Origin of the sequence: Bacillus sp. NMCC4 (assembly GCF_002998555.1) — a bacterium.
Lineage (GTDB): Bacteria > Bacillota > Bacilli > Bacillales > Bacillaceae > Bacillus.
In genome coordinates this window covers 70,986-90,959 of the sequence record NZ_PVRA01000003.1, presented here as the reverse complement: position 1 = coordinate 90,959, position 19,974 = coordinate 70,986, and the positions used below count along the sequence as shown (strand labels likewise).

The 19,974-nt window shown below is 42.5% G+C and carries 27 protein-coding genes; 3 read left to right on the top strand and 24 right to left on the bottom strand.

The features are described from left to right. Positions 1 to 42 precede the first annotated feature (42 nt). The 21 genes from C6Y02_RS07770 to C6Y02_RS07665 all read right to left on the bottom strand — a co-directional run bounded on the left by C6Y02_RS07770 (position 43) and on the right by C6Y02_RS07665 (position 15,212). Positions 43 to 939: a polyprenyl synthetase family protein gene (locus tag C6Y02_RS07770; protein WP_189288356.1), complete on the bottom strand. Its 897-nt coding sequence runs from the start codon at positions 937 to 939 to the stop codon at positions 43 to 45. Next, on the bottom strand, positions 923 to 1,183 hold the full coding sequence (locus tag C6Y02_RS07765; RefSeq protein WP_003215880.1) for an exodeoxyribonuclease VII small subunit: 261 nt from the start codon (positions 1,181 to 1,183) through the stop codon (positions 923 to 925). Before C6Y02_RS07765 ends, C6Y02_RS07770 begins: the two co-directional genes overlap by 17 nt. Further along, complete coding sequence (gene xseA, locus C6Y02_RS07760) at positions 1,180 to 2,526, bottom strand: exodeoxyribonuclease VII large subunit (protein ID WP_106031011.1); 1,347 nt, start codon at positions 2,524 to 2,526, stop codon at positions 1,180 to 1,182. Before xseA ends, C6Y02_RS07765 begins: the two co-directional genes overlap by 4 nt. Positions 2,527 to 2,596: 70 nt before the next feature. After that, the gene (gene folD, locus C6Y02_RS07755) at positions 2,597 to 3,448 is read right to left on the bottom strand and encodes a bifunctional methylenetetrahydrofolate dehydrogenase/methenyltetrahydrofolate cyclohydrolase FolD (RefSeq protein ID WP_106031010.1); all 852 of its coding nucleotides are present in this window, start codon (positions 3,446 to 3,448) and stop codon (positions 2,597 to 2,599) included. Between the two features lie 11 nt (positions 3,449 to 3,459). Continuing rightward, positions 3,460 to 3,855, bottom strand: a complete 396-nt coding sequence (gene nusB, locus C6Y02_RS07750) for a transcription antitermination factor NusB (RefSeq protein WP_034661255.1) — start codon at positions 3,853 to 3,855, stop codon at positions 3,460 to 3,462. A 211-nt stretch (positions 3,856 to 4,066) separates the two neighbouring features. After that, positions 4,067 to 4,474 carry an Asp23/Gls24 family envelope stress response protein gene (locus C6Y02_RS07745; RefSeq protein WP_034661256.1) on the bottom strand — a complete coding sequence of 136 codons (408 nt, stop codon included), beginning with the start codon at positions 4,472 to 4,474 and terminating at the stop codon, positions 4,067 to 4,069. 25 nt (positions 4,475 to 4,499) lie between these two features. Further along, a complete protein-coding gene (gene accC / locus C6Y02_RS07740) occupies positions 4,500 to 5,849 on the bottom strand; it encodes an acetyl-CoA carboxylase biotin carboxylase subunit (RefSeq protein WP_034661258.1) in 1,350 nt (449 codons plus the stop codon). An 11-nt stretch (positions 5,850 to 5,860) separates the two neighbouring features. Next, positions 5,861 to 6,337, bottom strand: a complete 477-nt coding sequence (gene accB, locus C6Y02_RS07735) for an acetyl-CoA carboxylase biotin carboxyl carrier protein (protein ID WP_034661259.1) — start codon at positions 6,335 to 6,337, stop codon at positions 5,861 to 5,863. Positions 6,338 to 6,534: 197 nt separating this feature from the next. After that, the gene (locus tag C6Y02_RS07730) at positions 6,535 to 7,167 is read right to left on the bottom strand and encodes a SpoIIIAH-like family protein (protein ID WP_034661997.1); all 633 of its coding nucleotides are present in this window, start codon (positions 7,165 to 7,167) and stop codon (positions 6,535 to 6,537) included. Beyond that, a complete protein-coding gene (gene spoIIIAG / locus C6Y02_RS07725; protein WP_034661260.1) occupies positions 7,167 to 7,838 on the bottom strand; it encodes a stage III sporulation protein AG in 672 nt (223 codons plus the stop codon). The genes C6Y02_RS07730 and spoIIIAG overlap by 1 nt, the downstream gene beginning before the upstream one ends. Beyond that, the gene (spoIIIAF, locus tag C6Y02_RS07720; RefSeq protein ID WP_060596824.1) at positions 7,831 to 8,463 is read right to left on the bottom strand and encodes a stage III sporulation protein AF; all 633 of its coding nucleotides are present in this window, start codon (positions 8,461 to 8,463) and stop codon (positions 7,831 to 7,833) included. The genes spoIIIAG and spoIIIAF overlap by 8 nt, the downstream gene beginning before the upstream one ends. A gap of 14 nt (positions 8,464 to 8,477) precedes the next feature. After that, positions 8,478 to 9,671, bottom strand: a complete 1,194-nt coding sequence (spoIIIAE, locus tag C6Y02_RS07715; RefSeq protein WP_034661263.1) for a stage III sporulation protein AE — start codon at positions 9,669 to 9,671, stop codon at positions 8,478 to 8,480. A gap of 19 nt (positions 9,672 to 9,690) precedes the next feature. Then, positions 9,691 to 10,104: a stage III sporulation protein AD gene (gene spoIIIAD / locus C6Y02_RS07710; protein ID WP_087978339.1), complete on the bottom strand. Its 414-nt coding sequence runs from the start codon at positions 10,102 to 10,104 to the stop codon at positions 9,691 to 9,693. After that, complete coding sequence (gene spoIIIAC / locus C6Y02_RS07705) at positions 10,101 to 10,307, bottom strand: stage III sporulation protein AC (protein ID WP_003153142.1); 207 nt, start codon at positions 10,305 to 10,307, stop codon at positions 10,101 to 10,103. The genes spoIIIAD and spoIIIAC overlap by 4 nt, the downstream gene beginning before the upstream one ends. 19 nt (positions 10,308 to 10,326) lie before the next feature. Continuing rightward, positions 10,327 to 10,842: a stage III sporulation protein SpoIIIAB gene (gene spoIIIAB / locus C6Y02_RS07700; RefSeq protein ID WP_034661265.1), complete on the bottom strand. Its 516-nt coding sequence runs from the start codon at positions 10,840 to 10,842 to the stop codon at positions 10,327 to 10,329. Then, positions 10,836 to 11,759 carry a stage III sporulation protein AA gene (spoIIIAA, locus tag C6Y02_RS07695; RefSeq protein ID WP_106031009.1) on the bottom strand — a complete coding sequence of 308 codons (924 nt, stop codon included), beginning with the start codon at positions 11,757 to 11,759 and terminating at the stop codon, positions 10,836 to 10,838. Before spoIIIAA ends, spoIIIAB begins: the two co-directional genes overlap by 7 nt. 66 nt (positions 11,760 to 11,825) lie before the next feature. Beyond that, entirely contained in the window at positions 11,826 to 12,110 is a 285-nt protein-coding gene (locus tag C6Y02_RS07690; protein WP_066030673.1) for a YqhV family protein, read from the bottom strand. Positions 12,111 to 12,492: 382 nt separating this feature from the next. Beyond that, complete coding sequence (gene efp, locus C6Y02_RS07680) at positions 12,493 to 13,050, bottom strand: elongation factor P (protein ID WP_012010541.1); 558 nt, start codon at positions 13,048 to 13,050, stop codon at positions 12,493 to 12,495. A 25-nt stretch (positions 13,051 to 13,075) separates the two neighbouring features. Then, entirely contained in the window at positions 13,076 to 14,137 is a 1,062-nt protein-coding gene (locus C6Y02_RS07675; protein WP_106031008.1) for a M24 family metallopeptidase, read from the bottom strand. Beyond that, positions 14,134 to 14,577: a type II 3-dehydroquinate dehydratase gene (aroQ, locus tag C6Y02_RS07670; protein ID WP_003215787.1), complete on the bottom strand. Its 444-nt coding sequence runs from the start codon at positions 14,575 to 14,577 to the stop codon at positions 14,134 to 14,136. The genes C6Y02_RS07675 and aroQ overlap by 4 nt, the downstream gene beginning before the upstream one ends. Before the next feature lie 101 nt (positions 14,578 to 14,678). After that, positions 14,679 to 15,212: a YqhR family membrane protein gene (locus tag C6Y02_RS07665; protein ID WP_106031007.1), complete on the bottom strand. Its 534-nt coding sequence runs from the start codon at positions 15,210 to 15,212 to the stop codon at positions 14,679 to 14,681. Positions 15,213 to 15,434: 222 nt separating this feature from the next. On the opposite strand from C6Y02_RS07665, the gene C6Y02_RS07660 reads away from it, so the two are divergent. Together C6Y02_RS07660 and C6Y02_RS07655 are read left to right on the top strand one after the other, a co-directional pair. Then, on the top strand, positions 15,435 to 16,391 hold the full coding sequence (locus tag C6Y02_RS07660) for a DUF1385 domain-containing protein (protein ID WP_106031006.1): 957 nt from the start codon (positions 15,435 to 15,437) through the stop codon (positions 16,389 to 16,391). Positions 16,392 to 16,429: 38 nt separating this feature from the next. Further along, on the top strand, positions 16,430 to 16,825 hold the full coding sequence (locus C6Y02_RS07655) for an SA1362 family protein (RefSeq protein WP_106031005.1): 396 nt from the start codon (positions 16,430 to 16,432) through the stop codon (positions 16,823 to 16,825). Here the strand turns inward: C6Y02_RS07655 and C6Y02_RS07650 are convergent. The 3 genes from C6Y02_RS07650 to C6Y02_RS07640 all read right to left on the bottom strand — a co-directional run bounded on the left by C6Y02_RS07650 (position 16,822) and on the right by C6Y02_RS07640 (position 19,330). Next, entirely contained in the window at positions 16,822 to 17,697 is an 876-nt protein-coding gene (locus tag C6Y02_RS07650) for a patatin-like phospholipase family protein (RefSeq protein WP_060596829.1), read from the bottom strand. The two genes, C6Y02_RS07655 and C6Y02_RS07650, sit on opposite strands and share 4 nt — an antisense overlap. Before the next feature lie 276 nt (positions 17,698 to 17,973). After that, the gene (mntR, locus tag C6Y02_RS07645; protein ID WP_003215946.1) at positions 17,974 to 18,408 is read right to left on the bottom strand and encodes a transcriptional regulator MntR; all 435 of its coding nucleotides are present in this window, start codon (positions 18,406 to 18,408) and stop codon (positions 17,974 to 17,976) included. An 85-nt stretch (positions 18,409 to 18,493) separates the two neighbouring features. Further along, a complete protein-coding gene (locus tag C6Y02_RS07640; protein ID WP_003216009.1) occupies positions 18,494 to 19,330 on the bottom strand; it encodes a lipoate--protein ligase family protein in 837 nt (278 codons plus the stop codon). A 220-nt stretch (positions 19,331 to 19,550) separates the two neighbouring features. On the opposite strand from C6Y02_RS07640, the gene C6Y02_RS07635 reads away from it, so the two are divergent. Then, the gene (locus C6Y02_RS07635; RefSeq protein ID WP_024718853.1) at positions 19,551 to 19,931 is read left to right on the top strand and encodes a rhodanese-like domain-containing protein; all 381 of its coding nucleotides are present in this window, start codon (positions 19,551 to 19,553) and stop codon (positions 19,929 to 19,931) included. Positions 19,932 to 19,974: the final 43 nt, after the last annotated feature.

The following is a 19,974-nucleotide window of genomic DNA, read 5'->3' as shown; positions in this document are numbered from 1 at the left end:
GTTTACCACAATTGCTCGAGGACCCTCAAATCTAGGCTGTTTTTAATGATCTCTTGAGGCAATTAGATCACATAAATCATGCAGCAATTGCTGCTCTAATTGAAGATTTGAGACAATTTCTTTTGCACGTGTGATGTGCTCATGCAGTTTTTCTTTTGCTCCTGAAAGCGTTAATAAAGAAGGATATGTCGACTTTTCATTTGCTGTATCAGAGCCGACCCGTTTGCCGATTTTTTCTTCGTTTCCTTCAAGATCTAAAATGTCATCACGGATTTGAAACGCAATGCCAATATGATAGCTGAATTCCCTTAGCTTTTCGATATCGTCATCTGATGCTCCTGCCAGCATTGCACCTGCCGCGACGCTGAACGTAAGAAGCTTTCCTGTTTTACGGGCGTGAATGGATTCTAGTTCAGCAAGCGATACTTGTTTTTGCTCTGCTTCCATGTCGTCAAATTGACCGCCAACCATTCCTAGTGCACCTGCTGACTTTACAAGCTCCTCTACAATTCTGAGCTTTTGGTCAGCTGAGACGCTGCTAGACAGCTGTGATGTAATCAGGCGGAAGCTTTCTGTTAAAAGGGCATCACCTGCGAGAACCGCTGTTGCTTCTCCGTACACTTTATGATTTGTCGGTATTCCTCTGCGAAGGTCATCGTCGTCCATGCAAGGAAGGTCGTCATGTATCAATGAATACGTATGAATCATCTCAACTGCACAGCCGACAGGTATACCGTCTTCTTCGTTTTTACCGTAGGCATGTAATAGAGCAAGAACGAGAACAGGTCGAAGCCTTTTCCCGCCCGCTTTAAGAGAATAGAGCATAGAAGATTTCAGGTCTTCTGGAATCGTCAATTCCTGAACATATGTAAATAAATAATCTTCAATGGCCTGTTTTCGTGTTGTTAAAAATTCATTTAAATTACTTGTCACCAGCATCTGCCTCCTTCACTGAGAAGGGAGCCAGCTCACCGTCCTCTTTTAAAATGAAATCCATTTGCTTTTCAACATGCTGTAATTTTTCATGACAAAGCTTCGAAAGGGTCATGCCTTCTTGGAAATAATGAATGGCCTGCTCAAGTGGTACATCTCCTTCCTCGAGCTTTCCCACAATCTCCTCAAGACCTTTCATCGCCTCTTCAAATGTCATTTGTTCTTCTTTTTGTTTATTGGATTCTGTCATGATGATTGCCCCTCCTTCTCAATAACCTCACAAATCAGACGTCCATCTTTCATCGTGATAGTCAGCTGATCCTTCGTCTCTACTTGGTTCACACTTTTTATCAGTTCTTCTTCTTTATAGGCTAAGCTGTAGCCTCTTTCCATCACTTGAAGTGGATTTAATGCATTTAGTTTACCAAGAACCGATTGGAACTGCGAATGAATTGTTTTCATTTGCACATTCATACTGCGGATGAGCTGTTCTGATTCATTGGCGTGGCGTTTTTTCGCCTGAAGCAGCTGCTCTTTAGGATGAAGCGGCTTCAGCCTGTATGTTTGTCTGTCTAGTTGACTGCGTTTTTGCTCAATTTGTCTCGTCAGCTGTTTTTGAAAACGGTCAAATACCAAATCAAATTGCTGCTCTTTTTGCTCCTGTAATCGTTTTGGAAAACGGAAGGCATACGAGGATTGCAGCGCCACAAGACGGTCTTTCGCTTGTGAGGTTTGATTCTTTACCGCTCTTGTCAGCCGTATATCGATTGATTTGATTCGTTCAATTAAATCGGTCGTGCTTGGAACAGCAAGTTCGGCTGCTCCTGTTGGTGTGGGTGCTCTCATGTCTGCAGTGAAATCACTGATCGTAAAGTCTGTTTCGTGCCCAACTGCAGATATGATTGGAATGTCTGATGCGAAGATGGCCCTTGCGACAGCTTCTTCATTAAAGGCCCAAAGTTCTTCAATCGAACCGCCTCCTCTTCCGACAATCAAGACATCACAGAGCTGTTTTTCATTCGCTTCCTTGATCCGTTCTACGATGGAACGGGTCGCATGTTCACCTTGGACAAGCGCCGGAAGCACAATGATTTTCGCCTGCTGATAGCGCCGGTTGATGGTCGTAATGACATCTCGAACAGCCGCTCCTGTTGGAGATGTAATCACACCAACAACCTCTGGATATTCAGGAATTGGTTTTTTATAGCGCGCATCAAATAAGCCTTCACTTGCCAGCTTTTTCTTCAGCTCTTCATAAGCAAGATGAAGAGCACCAACACCATCAGGCTGCATTTCTTTTGCATATAATTGATAGTTGCCGCTTGGTTCATATACTTGAATCCCGCCGCGTACAAACACCTTCATTCCGCTCTTAGGAGAGAAAGGCAGCTTAGACGCAGAGCGCTGGAACATGACAGCTTGCATGCGTGCGTTTTCGTCTTTTAAGGTGAAGTACACATGTCCTCTTGAATGAATCTTTACATTGGATAGCTCACCTTTGATCCAAATATCTTCTAAATGCGGATCAACATCAAATTTTCTTTTTATGTATTTTGTAAGGGCTGTGACCGTCACAAAGGCTTTTTCACTCATGACGTATTCCTCCTCTTCAAAAACGCACATTCATCCACCAGCAGCATGCAGGTGGATGAATGGATAAAGCTTATGCTAATGTACGTTTTGCTGATTTAACCGTATTGTGTGCAAGCATCGTAATCGTCATTGGACCGACTCCGCCAGGGACTGGTGTGATATAAGAAGCTTTTTCTTTTGCCTCTTCAAAATCAACATCTCCAACAAGCTTCCCATTATCTAAACGATTGACTCCTACATCAATAACAATAGCGCCTTCTTTAATTTGGTCAGCTTTAATAAAGTTTGCTCGACCGACGGCAACAACTAAAATGTCCGCTTTCAACGTATGTTCTGAAATATTCACTGTTCTTGAATGGCAATAAGTAACCGTTGCGTTTTCGTTTAACAGCAATTGCCCTACTGGTTTACCGACAATATTGCTGCGTCCCACAACAACGACTTCTTTTCCAGAAAGATTAACACCCGTTTTGTTTAGTAATTCAACAATGCCTGCTGGTGTACATGGAAGGAATGTGTCCTCCCCAAGCAGCATTTTCCCGATATTCAATGGATGGAAACCATCAACATCTTTTTCAGGTGAAATACGTTCAATAACGGCTTTTTCAGAAATATGTTTTGGCAGTGGAAGCTGAACAAGAATCCCGTGGAATTGGTCGTTCGCATTGTACTGATCAATCAGCTGAAGCAATTCTTCTTCTGTTAAAGAAGCATCTAAATGGTCAAGCTGGAAATGCATCCCCATTGCTTCTGCTGCTTTCTTCTTCCCGCGCACGTAAGAAAGTGAAGCCGGATCATCACCGATTAGAATAACGGCAAGACCAGGTGTGACACCTTTTTGTTTTAGCTCTTCTACTTCTTTTGCTAATTGCTCACGCTTTTCTTTTGCTGTTTCTTTCCCATCGATGATTGTTGCTGTCATGTCGAATCCTCCTATTGCTGCTTTAGGTCGTTTTTAATGTTTGAAAGTACACCATTTACAAATTTCGGTGCTTTATCATCACCGAATAATTTGGCCAATTCAATCGCTTCATTCATCGAAACACTAAGCGGGATATCTTCTTGATACACCATCTCGTACACAGACAGCCTTAAAATGGCTCTGTCTACGTTTGCAATACGATCGAGTTTCCAATTCACTAGATGCTGTGAAATCATGTCATCGAGCTTGTCCTTTTGTTCAAGCACACCGAAAACCAGTTCCTCGAAAAAAGGATCTGATTCTTGTTCATCCAGCGCATGTGTAATGGCCTCTTTCGGATCAATATTGCTCACATCAATTTGAAATAATGTTTGTAGCGCCTTTTCTCTTGCAGTTCTTCTTTTCATTATTTACTCCTTTAACCACTTTATCCGCTTGTCGTTAAGCCATACAGAGATCATAACATATTTTGCCCGTGGTCGCACCAAGATCCATGCGAGCTGTGACGAAAAACGAATCAATCAACGCGTGAGATCATTATTATTCGGAAATGACCCAAAAATGGGCTTTAAAAAACCAAAGAGGCAATGCCTCCTTGGTTTCACTTGAACTCTTTTTTTACATTTCTTGATCTACTTCAGCCTCAGATGCTTTAGTATCAAATTGAATACCAACGACATGAATATTGATTTCATTAATCGTCAAGGCAGTCATGTTCAAAAGAGTTTGACGGATATTTTCTTGGACAGCAGTGGATACCTTTGGAATGGATAGGCCAAATTGAACCACACAGTATACATCGATTGTGATGCCTTCATCAGAGACATCTACTTTCACACCTTTACGGTGATTTTTCTTACCAAAGCGTTCTGCTACATCAGCAGCGAAATTGCCGCGCATTTCGGCAATGCCTTCGACTTCTGAAGCGGCGATCCCAGCAATGACCTCAATCACTTCTGGTGCAATTTGCACTTTTCCCAATTGATCTTCATCAAGGTTCATTTCAAGCAAATTGTTTTCTGACACGATCATTCACCTCCGAAAGCTATGATTATTTCATGATTTGGTATGTTTCTAAAAACTTCGTATTAAAATTACCGCTCACAAATGTTTCATGCTCAAGCAATCTTAGATGGAATGGGATCGTTGTGTAGACTCCTTCAATGACGAATTCTTGAAGCGCGCGTTTCATTCTCGCAATCGCTTCTTCTCTCGTCTTACCATATGTGATCACCTTTGCAATCATACTATCGTAATATGGCGGAATCACATAGCCCGGATAAGCGGCAGAATCAACACGTACTCCTAGACCGCCTGGCGGAAGATACATTTTAATTTCACCAGCTGATGGCATGAAGTTTTTCTCTGGGTTCTCTGCATTAATACGGCATTCGATCGCCCATCCTGCATATACGACATCCTCTTGTGTAAGAGAAAGTTTTTCACCTGATGCAACTTTAATTTGTTCTTTGATCAAGTCAACACCTGTGACCATTTCTGTTACAGGATGCTCTACTTGAATACGGGTATTCATTTCCATGAAGTAGAATTTCTCTTCATTATAATCATAAATGAATTCGACTGTTCCAGCACCAGTGTATTCAACAGCTTCTGCTGCTTTTACGGCTGCTTCACCCATTTGCTCACGGATGTCTGCATTCAGCGCTGGTGATGGCGTTTCTTCAAGAAGCTTTTGCATTCTTCTTTGGATCGAGCAATCACGCTCTCCTAAGTGAATGGTATGGCCATGCTGATCTGCAAGCACTTGGATTTCCACGTGTCTAAAGTCTTCAATGAACTTCTCTAAATAGACGCCAGGGTTACCAAAGTTTTGCGCTGCTTCCTGCTGCGTGATGGTGACACCATTAATGAGCTCTTCTTCGGTACGAGCCACACGGATTCCTTTACCGCCTCCGCCGGCAGTTGCTTTAATAATGACAGGATACCCAATACTTGCTGCTGTTGAAACAGCATCATCAAGATCTTTTACAATTCCTTGAGAACCAGGAACAATCGGAACCCCGGCATCTTTCATTGTTTCCCTTGCGACATCTTTCGTTCCCATTTTGGAAATCGCTGACGCAGTTGGCCCAACAAAGATGACATTGCATTCCTCGCAAAGCTCTGCAAAGTCTGCATTTTCAGCAAGGAAGCCGTATCCTGGATGGATGGCATCTGTCCCTGTTAATTTTGCTACACTGACAATATTCGTGACATTTAAATAACTATCTTTTGAAGCAGTCGGTCCGATGCAATATGCTTCATCAGCCATTTGAACATGAAGCGCATCGCGATCCGCTTCAGAAAATACCGCAACTGTTTCAATTCCAAGCTCTTTACAAGCGCGGATAATTCTAACTGCGATTTCTCCTCTGTTTGCAATTAATAGCTTTTTAATCATGATCGTACTCCTTACTCTGCTTTCACTAGAAAGAGGGGTTGTCCGAATTCTACAAGCTGACCGTTCTCAGCTAATACTTCGACGATTTCACCTTTTACTTCTGCTTCGATTTCATTAAACAGTTTCATCGCTTCTACGATGCACACAACTGTGTTTTCCTTCACCTTAGAACCTGTTGTCACGTATGGACCTGCTTCTGGTGAAGATGAAGCATAAAATGTGCCAACCATTGGGGATGTGATTTTATGCAGATTTTCAGACGCAGCTGCCTCTTGTGCAGGGGCTTCGGTCTGAGCTGGAGCTTGTGCTTTAGGAGCTTGTTGAGCTGGAGCTGCTTGGACAGGAGCCACTGGTGCCGCAACTTGCTGAACGACTTCTTTATTTTTCTTCAGTTTGATTTTTGCACCTTCGTTTTCGTACGTAAATTCATCAATTGTAGATTCGTCAATTAATTTAATCAGTTCATGAATTTCTTCAATTTTTAACATGGATTTGCACCCCTATGTATGGATTTATCTTTTTGTCTTATAGGCTAGTACTAAAAGTACATACTATAACCATCTTACAGGAGGATTTCAATGAATTCAACTACTATTGTGGCGAAGCGCCTCGCGAAAGCACCTTGGAGAGGACGCCAAACCGCATCAAAAAACGCCCTTTTCGGCAAAGGGCGCCTGTTCATTTTTTATTGATTGGAGGGCTCAAAAGTGACAGCTACGTTATCAAGACCTCTCATTTCTTTTGTGACCATATCAATAATATCGGCCGCTTGGGACTTTGATTTTTTGTCAGAACGAACCGTGATGCTCACTTTATCTCCTTCAGCACTCACTAGCGCATCTTTATATCCTTTTGTTTTAATTAAGGTTTCGAGCTGACGCTCCGTCCCTTCTGCCTCACTAAGCGCTGTCATTTGATCATACGCTTCACTTTTTTCTTGTGCTGTTGCATCATCACTGGATACGATTTCGTTGAACTCTTCGCGCTGTTTGCTTCGTTTATCTTCAAGCTCTAATCTGTATGTTGTAAAAAGCTCATCGTCTGTTTGCTCCGACACAGCCTTTCCTTCTTCACCGCTTGTTTCGATATCCTCTTGTTTGCCATTTGTTTCTTTGTCAGTGGACTTCTCATCAGTGCCTTTTTCCGTTCCTTTGTCCGTCCCTTTTTCTGTTTCAGTCTTTTTCTCTTCCGTTCCTTTTGATTTCATATCTTCTACTGTCACTGCATTTTCACCTTGTGGAGACATGATATAGTACACACTTAAGACGACAACTAAACTTAGCATCGTTAATAGCCAAACCGTTTGTTTTTTTAACATCATTCCGAATCCTCCTTGATTTTTTTAGGGGCAACAGCCACTCTATGGCTCGGTACATCAAGCACTCGTGTAACCGCTTCAATGATGGTTTTCTTTATTTGAACGTTGTCTACTCCTTGAGCAACAACGAGGACACCGCGAATATCTGGTTTTTTCGTTTGAACCACTACAGGTGTTTCTTCATTGCCATTTTTGATGATGACGATTTCTTCTTCTTTTGTTTGATCAGTGACACTTCGCACGCCACCTTCTTTATCTGTTTCCTCGGTCGTTGTGCTTTTATTGGATTTGTTTTTTTCAAACACTTTTAAAGAAGTTGCGTCTACATTGACCACAATCGATACATCCTCAACGCCAATGATGGTCTCTAAAATTTCTTTCAGCTGATTTTCGTATTCTTGCTCCACATCCTCAATCGAATTCTTTGATTTACTTGACGATGCCGGCTTGAATACCTCCTGCTCTTGTGAGGATGTTTTTTTAGAAGCAGGAACAGCAGCCTGTTCTTTGCTTGATGGCGGTGACAAGATCTGACTGACTAACATGAAAGATACGCCGATGATGAATACAAGCAGCAAGTAATGGTGCTTCGTTAATTTTGGTTTCCCTTCACCTTTTTCAGGCGGCTGCAAGAATGATTTCAGCTTTTGTTTCCAGTCCTTGTTATTCATGATCTGCTGCGTCACCTCCCTCAATGTTCAGCGCAATGTGCTCAGGACTCGTATTCCAAACATCAGCAAGTGTCTCTTTCAACCTCGTGATCTCTTTGCTAGAAGATTCAGCGCTTTCCTCCTTTTGCGTGGAGAGATCAATGTCCACCTTTGCCACCGTTTCTACAGCATCACCTGTGAGCGGGGAAAGAACTGCTTTGATGCGAAATTGATCCGCCTCCATATTCTGATCCAGGTGCTCCTCATCTGCCAGCACTTCTACGTGTTTCATTTCATAGCTCTCCTTCTCCAGTGGCTCCTTTGCGCTTTTTTCTAGTTGGACAGCCATTTGCTTTAAAATATATGCACGCTGAGAGGCTTGTATTTCTTTTTTTTCTAAATTCATCTGATTTTTTATTTCTTCTGACTGTGCTTCTTCCTTCCCCTTCATCAATTCCGAAAAAATTTGGTCAGGGTCTGCCCGAAATAAAGCAAAGATCGGATTGAGCATCACCACAATCAGCAGCAGGCTGACGACCATTTTGGCATACTTTTGCATGCTTGAATTGGGAAGCAGAAGATCAATGACAATCGCAAATAAGATAAAGAGAATAATACTTGTGATCCATTCCGTGAGAAAACTCAAAAGGTGTCCCCTCCTTACTTCATCATCATGGTCAAGTTGCCAGCAGTGATAATGACGGTAATGCTTAAAAAGAACATGAGCGACACGACAGCAAGTGCGGCAAAGATATAAAGAACACTTTTTGAAATGACATCAAGACAGCTGATGATCGGTCCGCCTCCTAATGGCTGAAGAATGGCTGCGGCAAGCTTATATATAAGGGCTAGCGAGAGCACTTTAATCGCCGGGAAGGCGGCAATTGAAATGAGAATGGCAACGCCAACAAGTCCGACCGTATTTTTGAGTAACACAGAGGCACTGATCACGGTATCCGTCGCATCTGTAAACATTCTGCCAAGGACAGGGATGAAATTTCCGGTAATAAATTTGGCTGTACGAAGAGCGATTCCATCCGTAATTGCAGCAGATGCACCTTGCACAGAAATGACGCCAAGAAAGACAGTTAAAAAAACGGCTAACCCGCCTATCGCCACATTTCTTAACAGCTGGGCAAGCTGGGTGACCTTGTATTGTTCGGTCAGCGTACTGACAATGCTCAATATCGCAGATAAAAAGATAAGGGGAAGAACGACATATTGAATAAAAACGCCGCTCGTATTCATCAAAAATAAAATAACGGGATGAAAGAATCCGGCTGAGACAAGCCCGCCTGATGAAGCAATAAGTGCTAATAAAAGAGGAATAAGAGCAAGAATAAAACTGGTCATCGTTTGAATGGCTTCTGTTGCATAAGAAATCGCCACATGAAAGCTGTTGAGTGCAATAATGATCAGCACCATATAAACAAGAGCGTATGCGACTTTACTGACGGTGCTTTGCTCAAACGCATTCTGCAAAAGCTGCAAAAGCGAACAAAAGATGGTGAGTAAAATCAGTGTACCTAGGAGCTTTCCGTTTGCTATGACCTCGTGAAAAAGATAATGAACAAAGGCTTTCAGCCATGTTTGGGGAGACAGCTCTTTATCGCCATCAATCATTTCCTTCACTGTGCCTTTTTGGCTTTCTGGCAGAAAGCCGCCATACTCGTCCAATATGGTTTCCCAAAAGTCATTGATGGATTGAAGCTCTAGTGCATCAGCCTGTCCATTCGCCACTTCTTCTGCTGCTGGTTCTTCATTTGATAAAGGTACTTTCTCTTCTGCACCTGCATGCGGAGCGATCAGCCAGAAGAAAAGCATCAGTCCCATAACAGCTGTCACCCGTTTCATTGTCATCACCTCTTTTCAATTACGTCATGGACGGGATCATACCTAAGATGGTCTCAATGATGACTGTTAAAATAGGGACTGCCATGACCAAGATGAGAATTTTGCCGCCAAGCTCTATTTTTGATGCAATGGCGCCTTGTCCAGCATCTTTTGTCAGCTGGGCGCCGAATTCTGCAATATAGGCAATGCCAATAATTTTTAAAATGGTTTCAACATACTTCATATTGACGCCGGCGCTTGCCGCAATTTTTTCAATCATCGAGATAATGGCATAGATTTGATCAATTAAATAAAGAAAAATCACACATCCTGTAAAAACAACAAGCATAAAGGCGAAGGTCGGCTTTTGTTCTTTGACGATTAATGCTAAAAAAGTAGCGATTAAACCAAGTCCAACAATTTGTATGATTTCGATTTGTAAGCCCTCCCCTATCCTTGAAATAGAAATACGGCTTTAATCTTTTTAAACAAATCATCTACAATGGTTGCCACCATAAACAAAATGTAGATAAACCCAAGCAGCGTGACCCACTGAGCATACTCCTTTTTCCCCATTTGATCTAAAATCGTATGGAGGAATGCCACAACGATGCCTACTCCCGCAATTTGAAAAATGACGTTTACATCAACGCCCATGCTCTCGACTCCCTTCCTCTCACATCAATAAAAGAATCAGTAGTAATCCGCTTAAAAATCCGAGACTTCTGACCATTTTTTCATTTTTCGCTTGGGCGATTTCAGCTTCCTTCTCCTCCGATTCCAAATGACCTAAAGCAAGCTTGATATACTTTTGCTGAGAAGTGACATCATGCTGGCCAAGTGTTTCTCCAAAGTGCTTCAGTGCCTCATATTCGCCTTTTTTCAAAACGGTTTTTTTCCAAACATCCTCAAGACTCTCATTCCATGCATGCCGTGCCGAAAAAGTTCCGACTTTGAGTTTTTCTGCAAATTGTTCAAATAACCGATTCACAGGAGGACCTACTTGCGACGCAATTTGCTCTGCAGCCCGCGCTAGAGGCGTTTGCCCATACATAATTTCAGCTTCAAGAGACTGGAGCGCAAACCGAAGCTGCCGAATTTGTTTCGGCCGGTCGCTATATCGTTTGGCAAACTCGAACCCTCCCCAAGTCGTAGCCGCGACAATCAAGATAGCGCCAATGAGCTTTAACATACGTCCACTCCCCGCCTCCATTTCATCTCTTGTCCGTCTTGGTCATATATCCGCCTAATCGTGCCGGGACCATTCTTGCGATTTAATTCAACATATCGTTCAAATACTCGAAGCTCCCATAACGGCTTCAATGATGGACGTTTATACACATCTTCAAGTGAATAGCCATGAACTGAGACGATAATGGTGACTCCGGCATGAATCGCTTCTAAAAGTGCCTGTACATCCTCGCTTTTTCCGATTTCATCAACAATCATGACCTCTGGACTCATAGACCGAATCATCATCATCAAACCTTCAGCCTTTGGACATGCATCGAGCACATCAACCCGGTGTCCAAACTGGTGCTGCGGCACCCCTCTTATACATCCGGCGATTTCAGAACGCTCATCTATAATGCCTGTTTTTTTAGGAGGAATTGCTTTTCTGCCAGTACTAGCCAGTCTTGCTACATCCCGCAATAATGTCGTTTTCCCTGTTTGCGGTGGACCGATGATGAGTGTATTGCACCAGTGCTCGTCATATAAATAAGGAAGAAAGGGAAGCGCAATCCCGATTTTTTCTTTTGCGATGCGGATATTAAATGAAGAGATATCTCTTAATCCTTTGACAATGCCGTTTTCAACGATCACCTTTCCTGCAAGTCCCACCCGGTGTCCGCCAGATATGGTGATGTAGCCTTGCTTTAGCTCCTCTTCAAGTGTGTACATGCTGTAATTGCTCAGCCTGCCTAATAGCTGAGACGCATCTTCTCCTGTTGTGCGATAAGAAAGAAAGCGCGGTTTTCCTCTTTGCATCAATTCAATAGGACGATCCGTGCGAATGCGGATTTCTTCTATTTGATCCCATTCTGCTTCTTTTAGCAGTCTAAGTTCTTGTCCAATCGAGTGCGGGAGAATATCCAACAAACTCCGCAACGAATTCCCCTCCTTTTTTTCTTCTCTAAAATGTATGATGGGAGTCGTTAATTATGCCAAGCCGTTTCACTTATAGATCCCAACAAGAATAAACACGACACCAATGAAAATAAAGACGAGCTTGGCATAGGATAACTGCCCTGCAATTTGATAGATTCCAATCGTCATCGTGATAATAAAAATGAGCGGCCCAATGATCGCCAATATACTATTGATGACAACCGCTTTTCGAACGTCATTTGTGACTAAAATGAGGATGGCGGCCGTCAGTTCAATCGCTGCCGATAAGAACCTCATGCCTGCCATTGCAGCTACTGACGGATGGATGCCTGGGAAAAGAAATGGTTTCATATAGAACCTCCAGCTTTTTTTACACTATATGCTTGTCTAGCTGGAAGTAGTCTTGTTTTTCAGAAAGGAAGAGAGATGAATGAGAGAATTGAGAGAAGGTCTGCCTTTTGAGGAGTCTTACATGTTTTACAATAAAAAAAGACTGTAAACACGACGTTTACAGTCAAAGCGTGTAGACAAACCCTCGCATTCGGTGTCAGTCCTGCGCGCCGATGCTCACGAATGGCAAATTCGCTCCGCTTCGGTGCTCGTCCTTCCTAGACTTCAAAGGTTTTCTATCACGCTGAAAAGAAGACAAAGGGCTAAAATAAACGTCATTTTAGCCCTTTGTCAACAATCTAAAAAGACTGTAAACACGAGGTTTACAGTCTTTCTTCGTTCATTACGCTCTTGACACGTATGAACCGTCTGATGTATTAATGACTAGTTTATCTCCTTGGTTCACAAAGAAAGGAACGTTGACGATTAAACCAGTTTCAGTTTTTGCAGGTTTTGAGCCGCCTGATGTTGTGTCACCTTTAATACCAGGCTCTGTTTCTACTACTTCTAGTTCTACCGTGTTTGGAAGTTCTACTCCAAGTGTTTCAGCACCGTACATCACAATTTGAACTGACATATTTTCTAGCAAATATTTCAGCTCATCTTTAATTTGTGTTTCACTTAGTTCAAGCTGCTCATAAGAACTTGTATCCATGAAGACATGCTGGTCGCCATTTGCGTACAAGTACTGCATTGTTTTTGTTTCAATTTGAGCTTTCGCTACTTTTTCGCCTGCACGGAATGTTTTTTCTTGAATAGCACCAGTACGCAGGTTACGCAGTTTCGAACGAACAAACGCTGCGCCTTTCCCTGGCTTTACGTGTTGGAAATCCACTACACGCCAAATACCGCCGTCCACTTCAATTGTCAGGCCTGTACGAAAATCGTTTACTGAAATCATTTTGTCATCCTCCTACATTTCACCATCATAATATGATAAGTTCTTTCGGTGAGTGGGTCAATCGTTTATTGCCGTCAGCTGTCAGGACAATATCATCCTCAATTCTCACGCCGCCGACATCCGGCAAGTAAATTCCCGGCTCAACTGTCACGACCATTCCTTCTTCTAAGACGACCTCTGATCGTGAGGAAAGGCCTGGCGCTTCATGTACTTCCATCCCTAGCCCGTGGCCAGTTGAATGCCCGAAGTATTGACCATAGCCATACTTTTCAATGATGTCACGTGTGATGCGATCAGCTTCTTTTCCTGTTAAGCCTGGCTTGATTCTATCCACACCAGCGTTTTCTGCTTCTAATACGATATGATAAATTTCCTTTAGCTTATCGCTCGGTGTGCCGACAGCAATCGTTCTTGTCATATCAGAACAATAACCTTTATAGTAAGCACCAAAATCGAGTGTGACTAAATCACCAGATTCAATCACCTTTTCACTCGCTCTTCCGTGCGGCAGGCTTGAACGAACACCTGAGGCGACAATCATATCGAATGAAGATCCTTCAGCGCCTTCTTTTCTCATGAAAAATTCAAGCTCGTTCATGACAGCAATTTCCGTCAAGCCCGGCTTGATGTAAGTGAGAATATGATCAAAGGCGTGATCTGCAATCTTCGCAGCTTCCTCTAATATCTTAATCTCTTCACTAGACTTAATCAAGCGCAACTTTTCAACTGATTCTGAGACCGGAACAAGCTCTATATCGCCTGCTTTATCTGCATACTGCTGGTACGTGGCAAATGTCATATGATGTTGTTCAAACCCAAGGCGTTTTATCCCAAATTCCTTTGCCGTTTGGGCTGCGGTTTCCACGATGTTTCCTTTATGTTCAATAATGTCGTAGCCTTTTACTTGGTCCTTCGCTTGCTCTGTATAACGGAAATCCGTGATAAAAGCTGCCTGGTCCTTTGAAACAACTGCAAGACCGGCTGAGCCAGTAAAGCTGGTCATGTACTGTAAATTAAAGCTGCTCGTAATGACAAGACCATCGATCTCTAATTCAGATAAAAGTGCTTTTAACTTTTCAAGTTTCATGATACTGCTCCCCCTTCACTCACTAAATAACGAATCGCCAATTTATACCCTTCTAAACCAAGACCAACGATTTGCCCTTGGCATACTGGAGCAAGTACAGAATGATGGCGGAATTCCTCTCTCTTATGAACGTTTGAGATATGTACTTCGACGACGGATAAAGAAATACTTGCAATGGCATCTCTCAGCGCATAGCTGTAGTGTGTAAAAGCACCCGGGTTAAACACGACTCCATCGTACTGATCTTCTGCCTCGTGGAGCGCATCAATCAAATCCCCTTCGTGATTCGATTGAAAGAACGTTAACTGGATATTGGCTCTTTCTGCAAACTGGAACAAATCCGTTTCTAAATCTGTCAGCGTCTTACTTCCGTAAACAGCCGGCTCTCTTTTGCCAAGCCTATTTAAATTGGGCCCATTCAGCACAAGAAAATGAGGCATACAACCACTCCTTCACCCTAATTCAATCTATATCGAGATCTGTTTCTTTTTCATTAGAAACCTTTCGTTTCCAAAAATATTTTATCATATGAATAGGTGATTTACACTTTATTCTGTCTTTTCCCGAGAGCCCTTGCAAGCTTCTGACTCGTTAATTCATTATATTCAAACGAAATACTGTACCCGACAAACATGCCATATAAAATATATAGGCAAAATGTCGTGACGATGGTGCTTTGCTGCAAATCTTGGACTTGCTTTACATCTGGGAAAATCGGATTAAATACGTAAAAAACGAGCAGCCATAAAAGCGCGCCATATATCAGCCCCATCCAATAGCCTTTGATTCGTTTTAAAACCCCATAATAAATAAAGGCTGCTCCAATCGATAAAACCCCTAAAAGCACAATACTAATAAAAGTGCCAAGTCCTCCCTTTTTCCACTCTCCGAGCACAAATGGCTGAAGGAGCATATTGGGACTCACCTCTGAGAAATGAAACATATGGGTCAGAAACCCGATAAAGCCCCAAAAAACACCGCCAACAAAGCCTGTCGCAGCTGCTCTTGCCAACAGCGATGACGTTTGTACAGACTGATTTTTTTCTTCTTGGTTTTTCTTTTCATCACGTTTCATTTGTGAACACCTCCAGCAAGTAGTATGTCCAAAATGTCATAAAAAAAAGGATTTCCATCCGTGAGTGTAAAATTTTTATAACAGGGTATACTGGCTAAAAAGAGGTAGATAGAATTCTAGTAGATAATCGACCTGTGCGCTAGTGATTTCCCCTCATTTCCTGTACAATAAAGGTATAAGGAAATGCATGTAAATTACAGGAAACAGGCAGGTTGATGAAATATGTCCAATCAAACAAAACGTCCAGCATATGGAGGGCAGGCAGTTGTCGAAGGTGTCATGTTTGGAGGTAAAAAGAACTATGTGACAGCGATTCGGCGAAAGGATCAGTCCATTGAGTTTTTGAAGCTTCCCCGGACCTCCAATAAACGAACCGCCTTTCTCAAGAAAATTCCCTTTGTCAGGGGTGTTGCTGCACTTCTTGAAGCAAGCGCAAATGGCAGTAAGCACTTGAACTTCTCCAGCGAGCGCTATGACTTAGATCCTTCAGAAGATCATACTCTTGAAAAAGAACAAAAAAGCTCGAAATTATCCATGATTTTCGGCATTGCTGTAATCGGAGTTCTCTCTCTTCTCTTTAGTAAATTTGTCTTTACCCTAGTACCTGTCTTTTTAGCTGAACTGGTGCGGCCCGTCTTTTCAGGGAATTTCGCACAAATCGCGGTGGAAACATTCTTTAAACTGGTCCTGTTATTAGGCTACATTTACTTTATTTCCATGACCCCTTTAATTAAAAGGGTATTTCAATATCATGGCGCAGAACATAAAGTCATAAACTGCTATGAACAGAATCTTGACATCACAGTGGAAAATGTCCAAAAACAATCACGGCTGCATTATCGATGCGGTAGCAGCTTTATTTTATTCACTGTCATTGTCGGAATGTTCGTCTATTTACTCGTACCGACAGATCCTTTATGGGTGAGAGTTCTGAATCGCTTGGCGCTCATTCCGGTTGTTCTGGGCATTTCATTTGAAGTGCTTCAGCTCACGAACAAACTCCGAGAAGTGCCTGTGCTTAAAGTGCTTGGCTATCCTGGCCGTTGGCTGCAATTGCTCACAACAAAAGAACCCTCTGGCGATCAAGTCGAGGTAGCCATTGCAAGTTTTAATGAACTTCTTCGTTTAGAGGAAGCGTCTGAGAAACAAGCGTCAGATTCTGCTCATCAAGTGATCTAACTTATAAATCCGGTAAATTCCTTCGGAGGTGGACAGTTATGAATCGCCGAGTACATCCTGCTTTTACCATTATTTTCGCTTTAGGTATTTTGGGATTTGTGTATTTACTCACAACGAATCCAGGCAGACTTTTTACAATGCTGCTATCAGTTGTGATCATTGGAGCGGCTCTATTTTTCCTATTTAGATGGCTGATGAATCGAAGAGCTGGAACAGAGGGCAATCTTTATCGTAAAGCAGTCAAACAATCAAAACGTCGCTACCAGCAGCCTAAACCAAAAACGAAAAGCCAGATGAAAAATCGGGTCACTCATTTGCGAAGCGTGCCGACTGACCACAAGTCTAAGCCCGTCCTTCTCAAAAAGAAAAGCCAAACACAGTTAACTGTGATTGAAGGCAAGAAAAACAAAAAGAAAAATCGCGCCTTGTTTTAAAATGTCCAGCTTTTTAAAAATTGCTCGGCTTTCTGTCTGCCTAGATCGACAAGCGCCTTTTTCTTTTCTGTCTTCAGATGAAAATCAGTGGCAATGACGTGTTCTACAGGAATAAAAATAACATGACGTTCGTGTTTTGTGGCAATGTGTCTTTCGTCATGAGCACCACGCATCGTTTCAAAAAGAGCGCCAAACAGTTCAAACGCATTGCGGATGGAGTGTTGAGGGCGTTCTTTTTCGTTTGGGGTTAATGTGACACCGACGAACGGTCTTTTTTTCTCTTCCGCAAACAACCAAATTGGAAAATTGCTAAGCACTCCTCCATCCACAATGGTACAAATGCCTTTTGATGACCTTAGTTTGACAGGCTCGAAAAAATACGGCAGGCTGCAACTCATCCGAATCGCCCTTGCAACGGAAAAGCGCTCTGGATTTAAGCCGTATGAAGGAAGGTCGTCTGGCAGCACGAGGATTTTCCCATTTGTTAAATCGGAGGCAACAATTTTCAGCGAATCTTTTTTGAGATCTCCAAATACGGTAACCCCTTTTCGTTTTAAAACGTCTGTCAGCCATTTTTCCAGCCGGTCGCCTTTGTACAGACCGAGGCGCCAGTAAATGGATACCCACCTGAGCATTTGAAACGGAATGAATTGGCATCTCCTGTCAAGCAAGTGATGTTCCTCCATTTCATCTAAAAGCTCCCGAATCTCCTGACTAGTAAAACCTGCTGCGATGAATGAAGCAATGATCGCTCCAGCACTTGTACCAGCAAGGCGGACAAATTGATATCCTCTCGCTTCAAGCGCTTCATAGGCACCCGCAAGTGCTGCCCCTTTAATGCCTCCACCTGAGAACACACCATCTATCTTCATCAAGGAGCCCCCTTTGATATCACGCTATTAATAGTGTAAGAGCATATGCTTTCAATTAGAACTTTAATCAAAAAGGACACCCATGCTGAGGGTGTCCTTTCAGCGCGCGGACAAACCCTCGCATTCGGTTTCAGGTCTGCGCTCCGGTACTCGCCCTTCCTAGACTGCAAAGGTTTTCAAATCACGCTGAAAAGAAGACAGAGGGCTAAAATAAAAATCATTTTAGCCCTTTGTCAACAATATGAAAGAACACCCTTGCTAAGGGTGTCCTTTTTCTTAAGATTCTTGATTTGTTTGTTCGTTTTTCTTTTGAATCGCTTTCAGCTGAACAGATCGCTCGTCGTTTTCTTCAAAGAATTGAACAAGATCGCCGATGCGGTCAATGCTGTTCCAGCTGAGATGATGTTCAATGCCTTCTACATCATCATAAATTTTCTCTTCATCTACACCAATGATTCTTAAAAATTGCTCTAGCAGTTCATGTCTGTATACGAGACGTTTTCCAATTTTCTTGCCTTTCGGGGTTAAAATTAGACCACGATACTTCTCATAAATGAGGTATTCATCTTTATCTAGCTTCTGAACCATTTTTGTTACAGAGGAGGGATGGACAGCGAGTGCTTCTGCAATATCAGAGACTCTGGCATATCCTTTTTCTTCTATCAGCATATATATTTGTTCAATGTAATCTTCCATACTAGGTGTAGTCATAAAACCCCTCCATAATGCACCTTTACTTAATAATCATAACAATTCTACACCATCGCCCATTAAAAAACAAGGAGTGTCCACTGTCTTAACGCTTGTAATTCCACTCGTCTGAGGCATATTTCGTTTTGGCGAGATGATGGACAAACGCTAATTCTTCATCTGTCAGCTCATAAGGCACAAGCTCAATATTTAACCCTTTTTCAAATCCTCGTTTAAACGCAACACGCGCATCGTCTATTGTACAAGTTCGGTCTGAGATTTCATTGATGGCGACCGCTTTGTTTTTAAAGCTCCGCTGCATCCGCTCTCTCACACGGTCGTTTGGATAAAGAAATAAATCGAACAATTTGTCCTCATCAAGGTCAATTAAGATGGAGCCGTGCTGGAGGATCACTCCTTTTTGTCTCGTTTGAGCACTGCCTGCTACCTTTCTGCCTTCTACGACAAGCTCATACCAGGAAGGAGCATCGAAGCATACAGACGATCTTGGATTTTTTAAGCTTTCTTTTTCTTTATCTGTACGAGGAATGGCAAAATATGCATCGAGTCCCAGTTCTTTAAAGCCCTCTAAAATGCCTTCTGAAATGACGCGGTATGCCTCTGTCACCGTCGCTGGCATTTCTGGATGTTCCTCTGACACAATCACGCTGTAGGTCAGCTCCTGATCATGAAGAACCCCCCGCCCTCCAGTTGGTCTACGGACAAACCCAAGACCATAGCGCTCGACTGCTTCCATGTTGATTTCCTTTTCAACATGCTGAAAATACCCCACAGACAATGTCGCCGGATTCCATCCATAAAAACGGATGACAGGCGGGATGAGCTTCTCACTATGCCAATAAAGCAAGGCTTCATCCATTGCCATGTTAAAGGCAGGGTCTTGATTTCCTGTATCAATGAAACACCATTTCTCTTTTTGCATATAAAAATCCCTTCTCTTTTACGTAGTCAATGTTAGATGATGGTGATGGCCACCGGTTTTCTCTCTTCATCAGTCTATCAAATAGGGAACGAATTGAAAATAATTCTTACCATTTATGATGACAAGTTTCTTTTGCTTTACTATAATAGTATTTGTCTAAAACGTACCATCAGACAGGCTACTGTGCTGATGCTCAAGAAGGAGTCGAGTTGTATTGTCAATATTCAACTATATCGTCCTCTCACTTTGTGGACTTTTCGTTCTTTATTCCATCGGCAGCTACATTTATCAGCAGCGCATTATGAAAACGCTGACGGAAGCAGAATTTATTAAAGGTTACCGCAAAGCTCAACTCATTGATGTGAGAGAGCCAAATGAGTTTGAAGGCGGACATATTTTAGGGGCCAGAAACATCCCCCTTTCCCAGCTAAAGCAGCGCAAAAATGAAATTCGTCCTGACAAGCCTGTTTATCTCTATTGCCAAAACAATTTAAGAAGCGGAAAAGCAGCTCAAACTTTACGTAAAAACGGCTGTCGTGAGATTTATAATTTAAAAGGCGGCTTTAAAAAATGGGGCGGCCGCATCAAAACGAAGAACTAACAAAAAAGACTCTGGGAGCGTGATCCCCCTGAGTCTTTTTTTC

Coding starts and splice junctions, on each gene's coding strand:
- spoIIIAG (WP_034661260.1), bottom strand. CDS start 7,838: ATGAATAACAAGGACTGGAAACAAAAGCTGAAATCATTCTTGCAGCCG.
- spoIIIAE (WP_034661263.1), bottom strand. CDS start 9,671: ATGAAACGGGTGACAGCTGTTATGGGACTGATGCTTTTCTTCTGGCTG.
- C6Y02_RS07665 (WP_106031007.1), bottom strand. CDS start 15,212: ATGAAACGTGATGAAAAGAAAAACCAAGAAGAAAAAAATCAGTCTGTA.
- spoIIIAC (WP_003153142.1), bottom strand. CDS start 10,307: ATGGGCGTTGATGTAAACGTCATTTTTCAAATTGCGGGAGTAGGCATC.
- C6Y02_RS07690 (WP_066030673.1), bottom strand. CDS start 12,110: ATGAAACCATTTCTTTTCCCAGGCATCCATCCGTCAGTAGCTGCAATG.
- C6Y02_RS07650 (WP_060596829.1), bottom strand. CDS start 17,697: ATGAAGATAGATGGTGTGTTCTCAGGTGGAGGCATTAAAGGGGCAGCA.
- C6Y02_RS07730 (WP_034661997.1), bottom strand. CDS start 7,167: ATGTTAAAAAAACAAACGGTTTGGCTATTAACGATGCTAAGTTTAGTT.
- spoIIIAB (WP_034661265.1), bottom strand. CDS start 10,842: ATGTTAAAGCTCATTGGCGCTATCTTGATTGTCGCGGCTACGACTTGG.
- efp (WP_012010541.1), bottom strand. CDS start 13,050: ATGATTTCAGTAAACGATTTTCGTACAGGCCTGACAATTGAAGTGGAC.
- C6Y02_RS07770 (WP_189288356.1), bottom strand. CDS start 939: ATGCTGGTGACAAGTAATTTAAATGAATTTTTAACAACACGAAAACAG.
- mntR (WP_003215946.1), bottom strand. CDS start 18,408: ATGACTACACCTAGTATGGAAGATTACATTGAACAAATATATATGCTG.
- accB (WP_034661259.1), bottom strand. CDS start 6,337: ATGTTAAAAATTGAAGAAATTCATGAACTGATTAAATTAATTGACGAA.
- nusB (WP_034661255.1), bottom strand. CDS start 3,855: ATGAAAAGAAGAACTGCAAGAGAAAAGGCGCTACAAACATTATTTCAA.
- xseA (WP_106031011.1), bottom strand. CDS start 2,526: ATGAGTGAAAAAGCCTTTGTGACGGTCACAGCCCTTACAAAATACATA.
- C6Y02_RS07640 (WP_003216009.1), bottom strand. CDS start 19,330: ATGCAAAAAGAGAAATGGTGTTTCATTGATACAGGAAATCAAGACCCT.
- C6Y02_RS07675 (WP_106031008.1), bottom strand. CDS start 14,137: ATGAAACTTGAAAAGTTAAAAGCACTTTTATCTGAATTAGAGATCGAT.
- accC (WP_034661258.1), bottom strand. CDS start 5,849: ATGATTAAAAAGCTATTAATTGCAAACAGAGGAGAAATCGCAGTTAGA.
- folD (WP_106031010.1), bottom strand. CDS start 3,448: ATGACAGCAACAATCATCGATGGGAAAGAAACAGCAAAAGAAAAGCGT.
- aroQ (WP_003215787.1), bottom strand. CDS start 14,577: ATGCCTCATTTTCTTGTGCTGAATGGGCCCAATTTAAATAGGCTTGGC.
- C6Y02_RS07655 (WP_106031005.1), top strand. CDS start 16,430: ATGAATCGCCGAGTACATCCTGCTTTTACCATTATTTTCGCTTTAGGT.
- C6Y02_RS07765 (WP_003215880.1), bottom strand. CDS start 1,183: ATGACAGAATCCAATAAACAAAAAGAAGAACAAATGACATTTGAAGAG.
- C6Y02_RS07660 (WP_106031006.1), top strand. CDS start 15,435: ATGTCCAATCAAACAAAACGTCCAGCATATGGAGGGCAGGCAGTTGTC.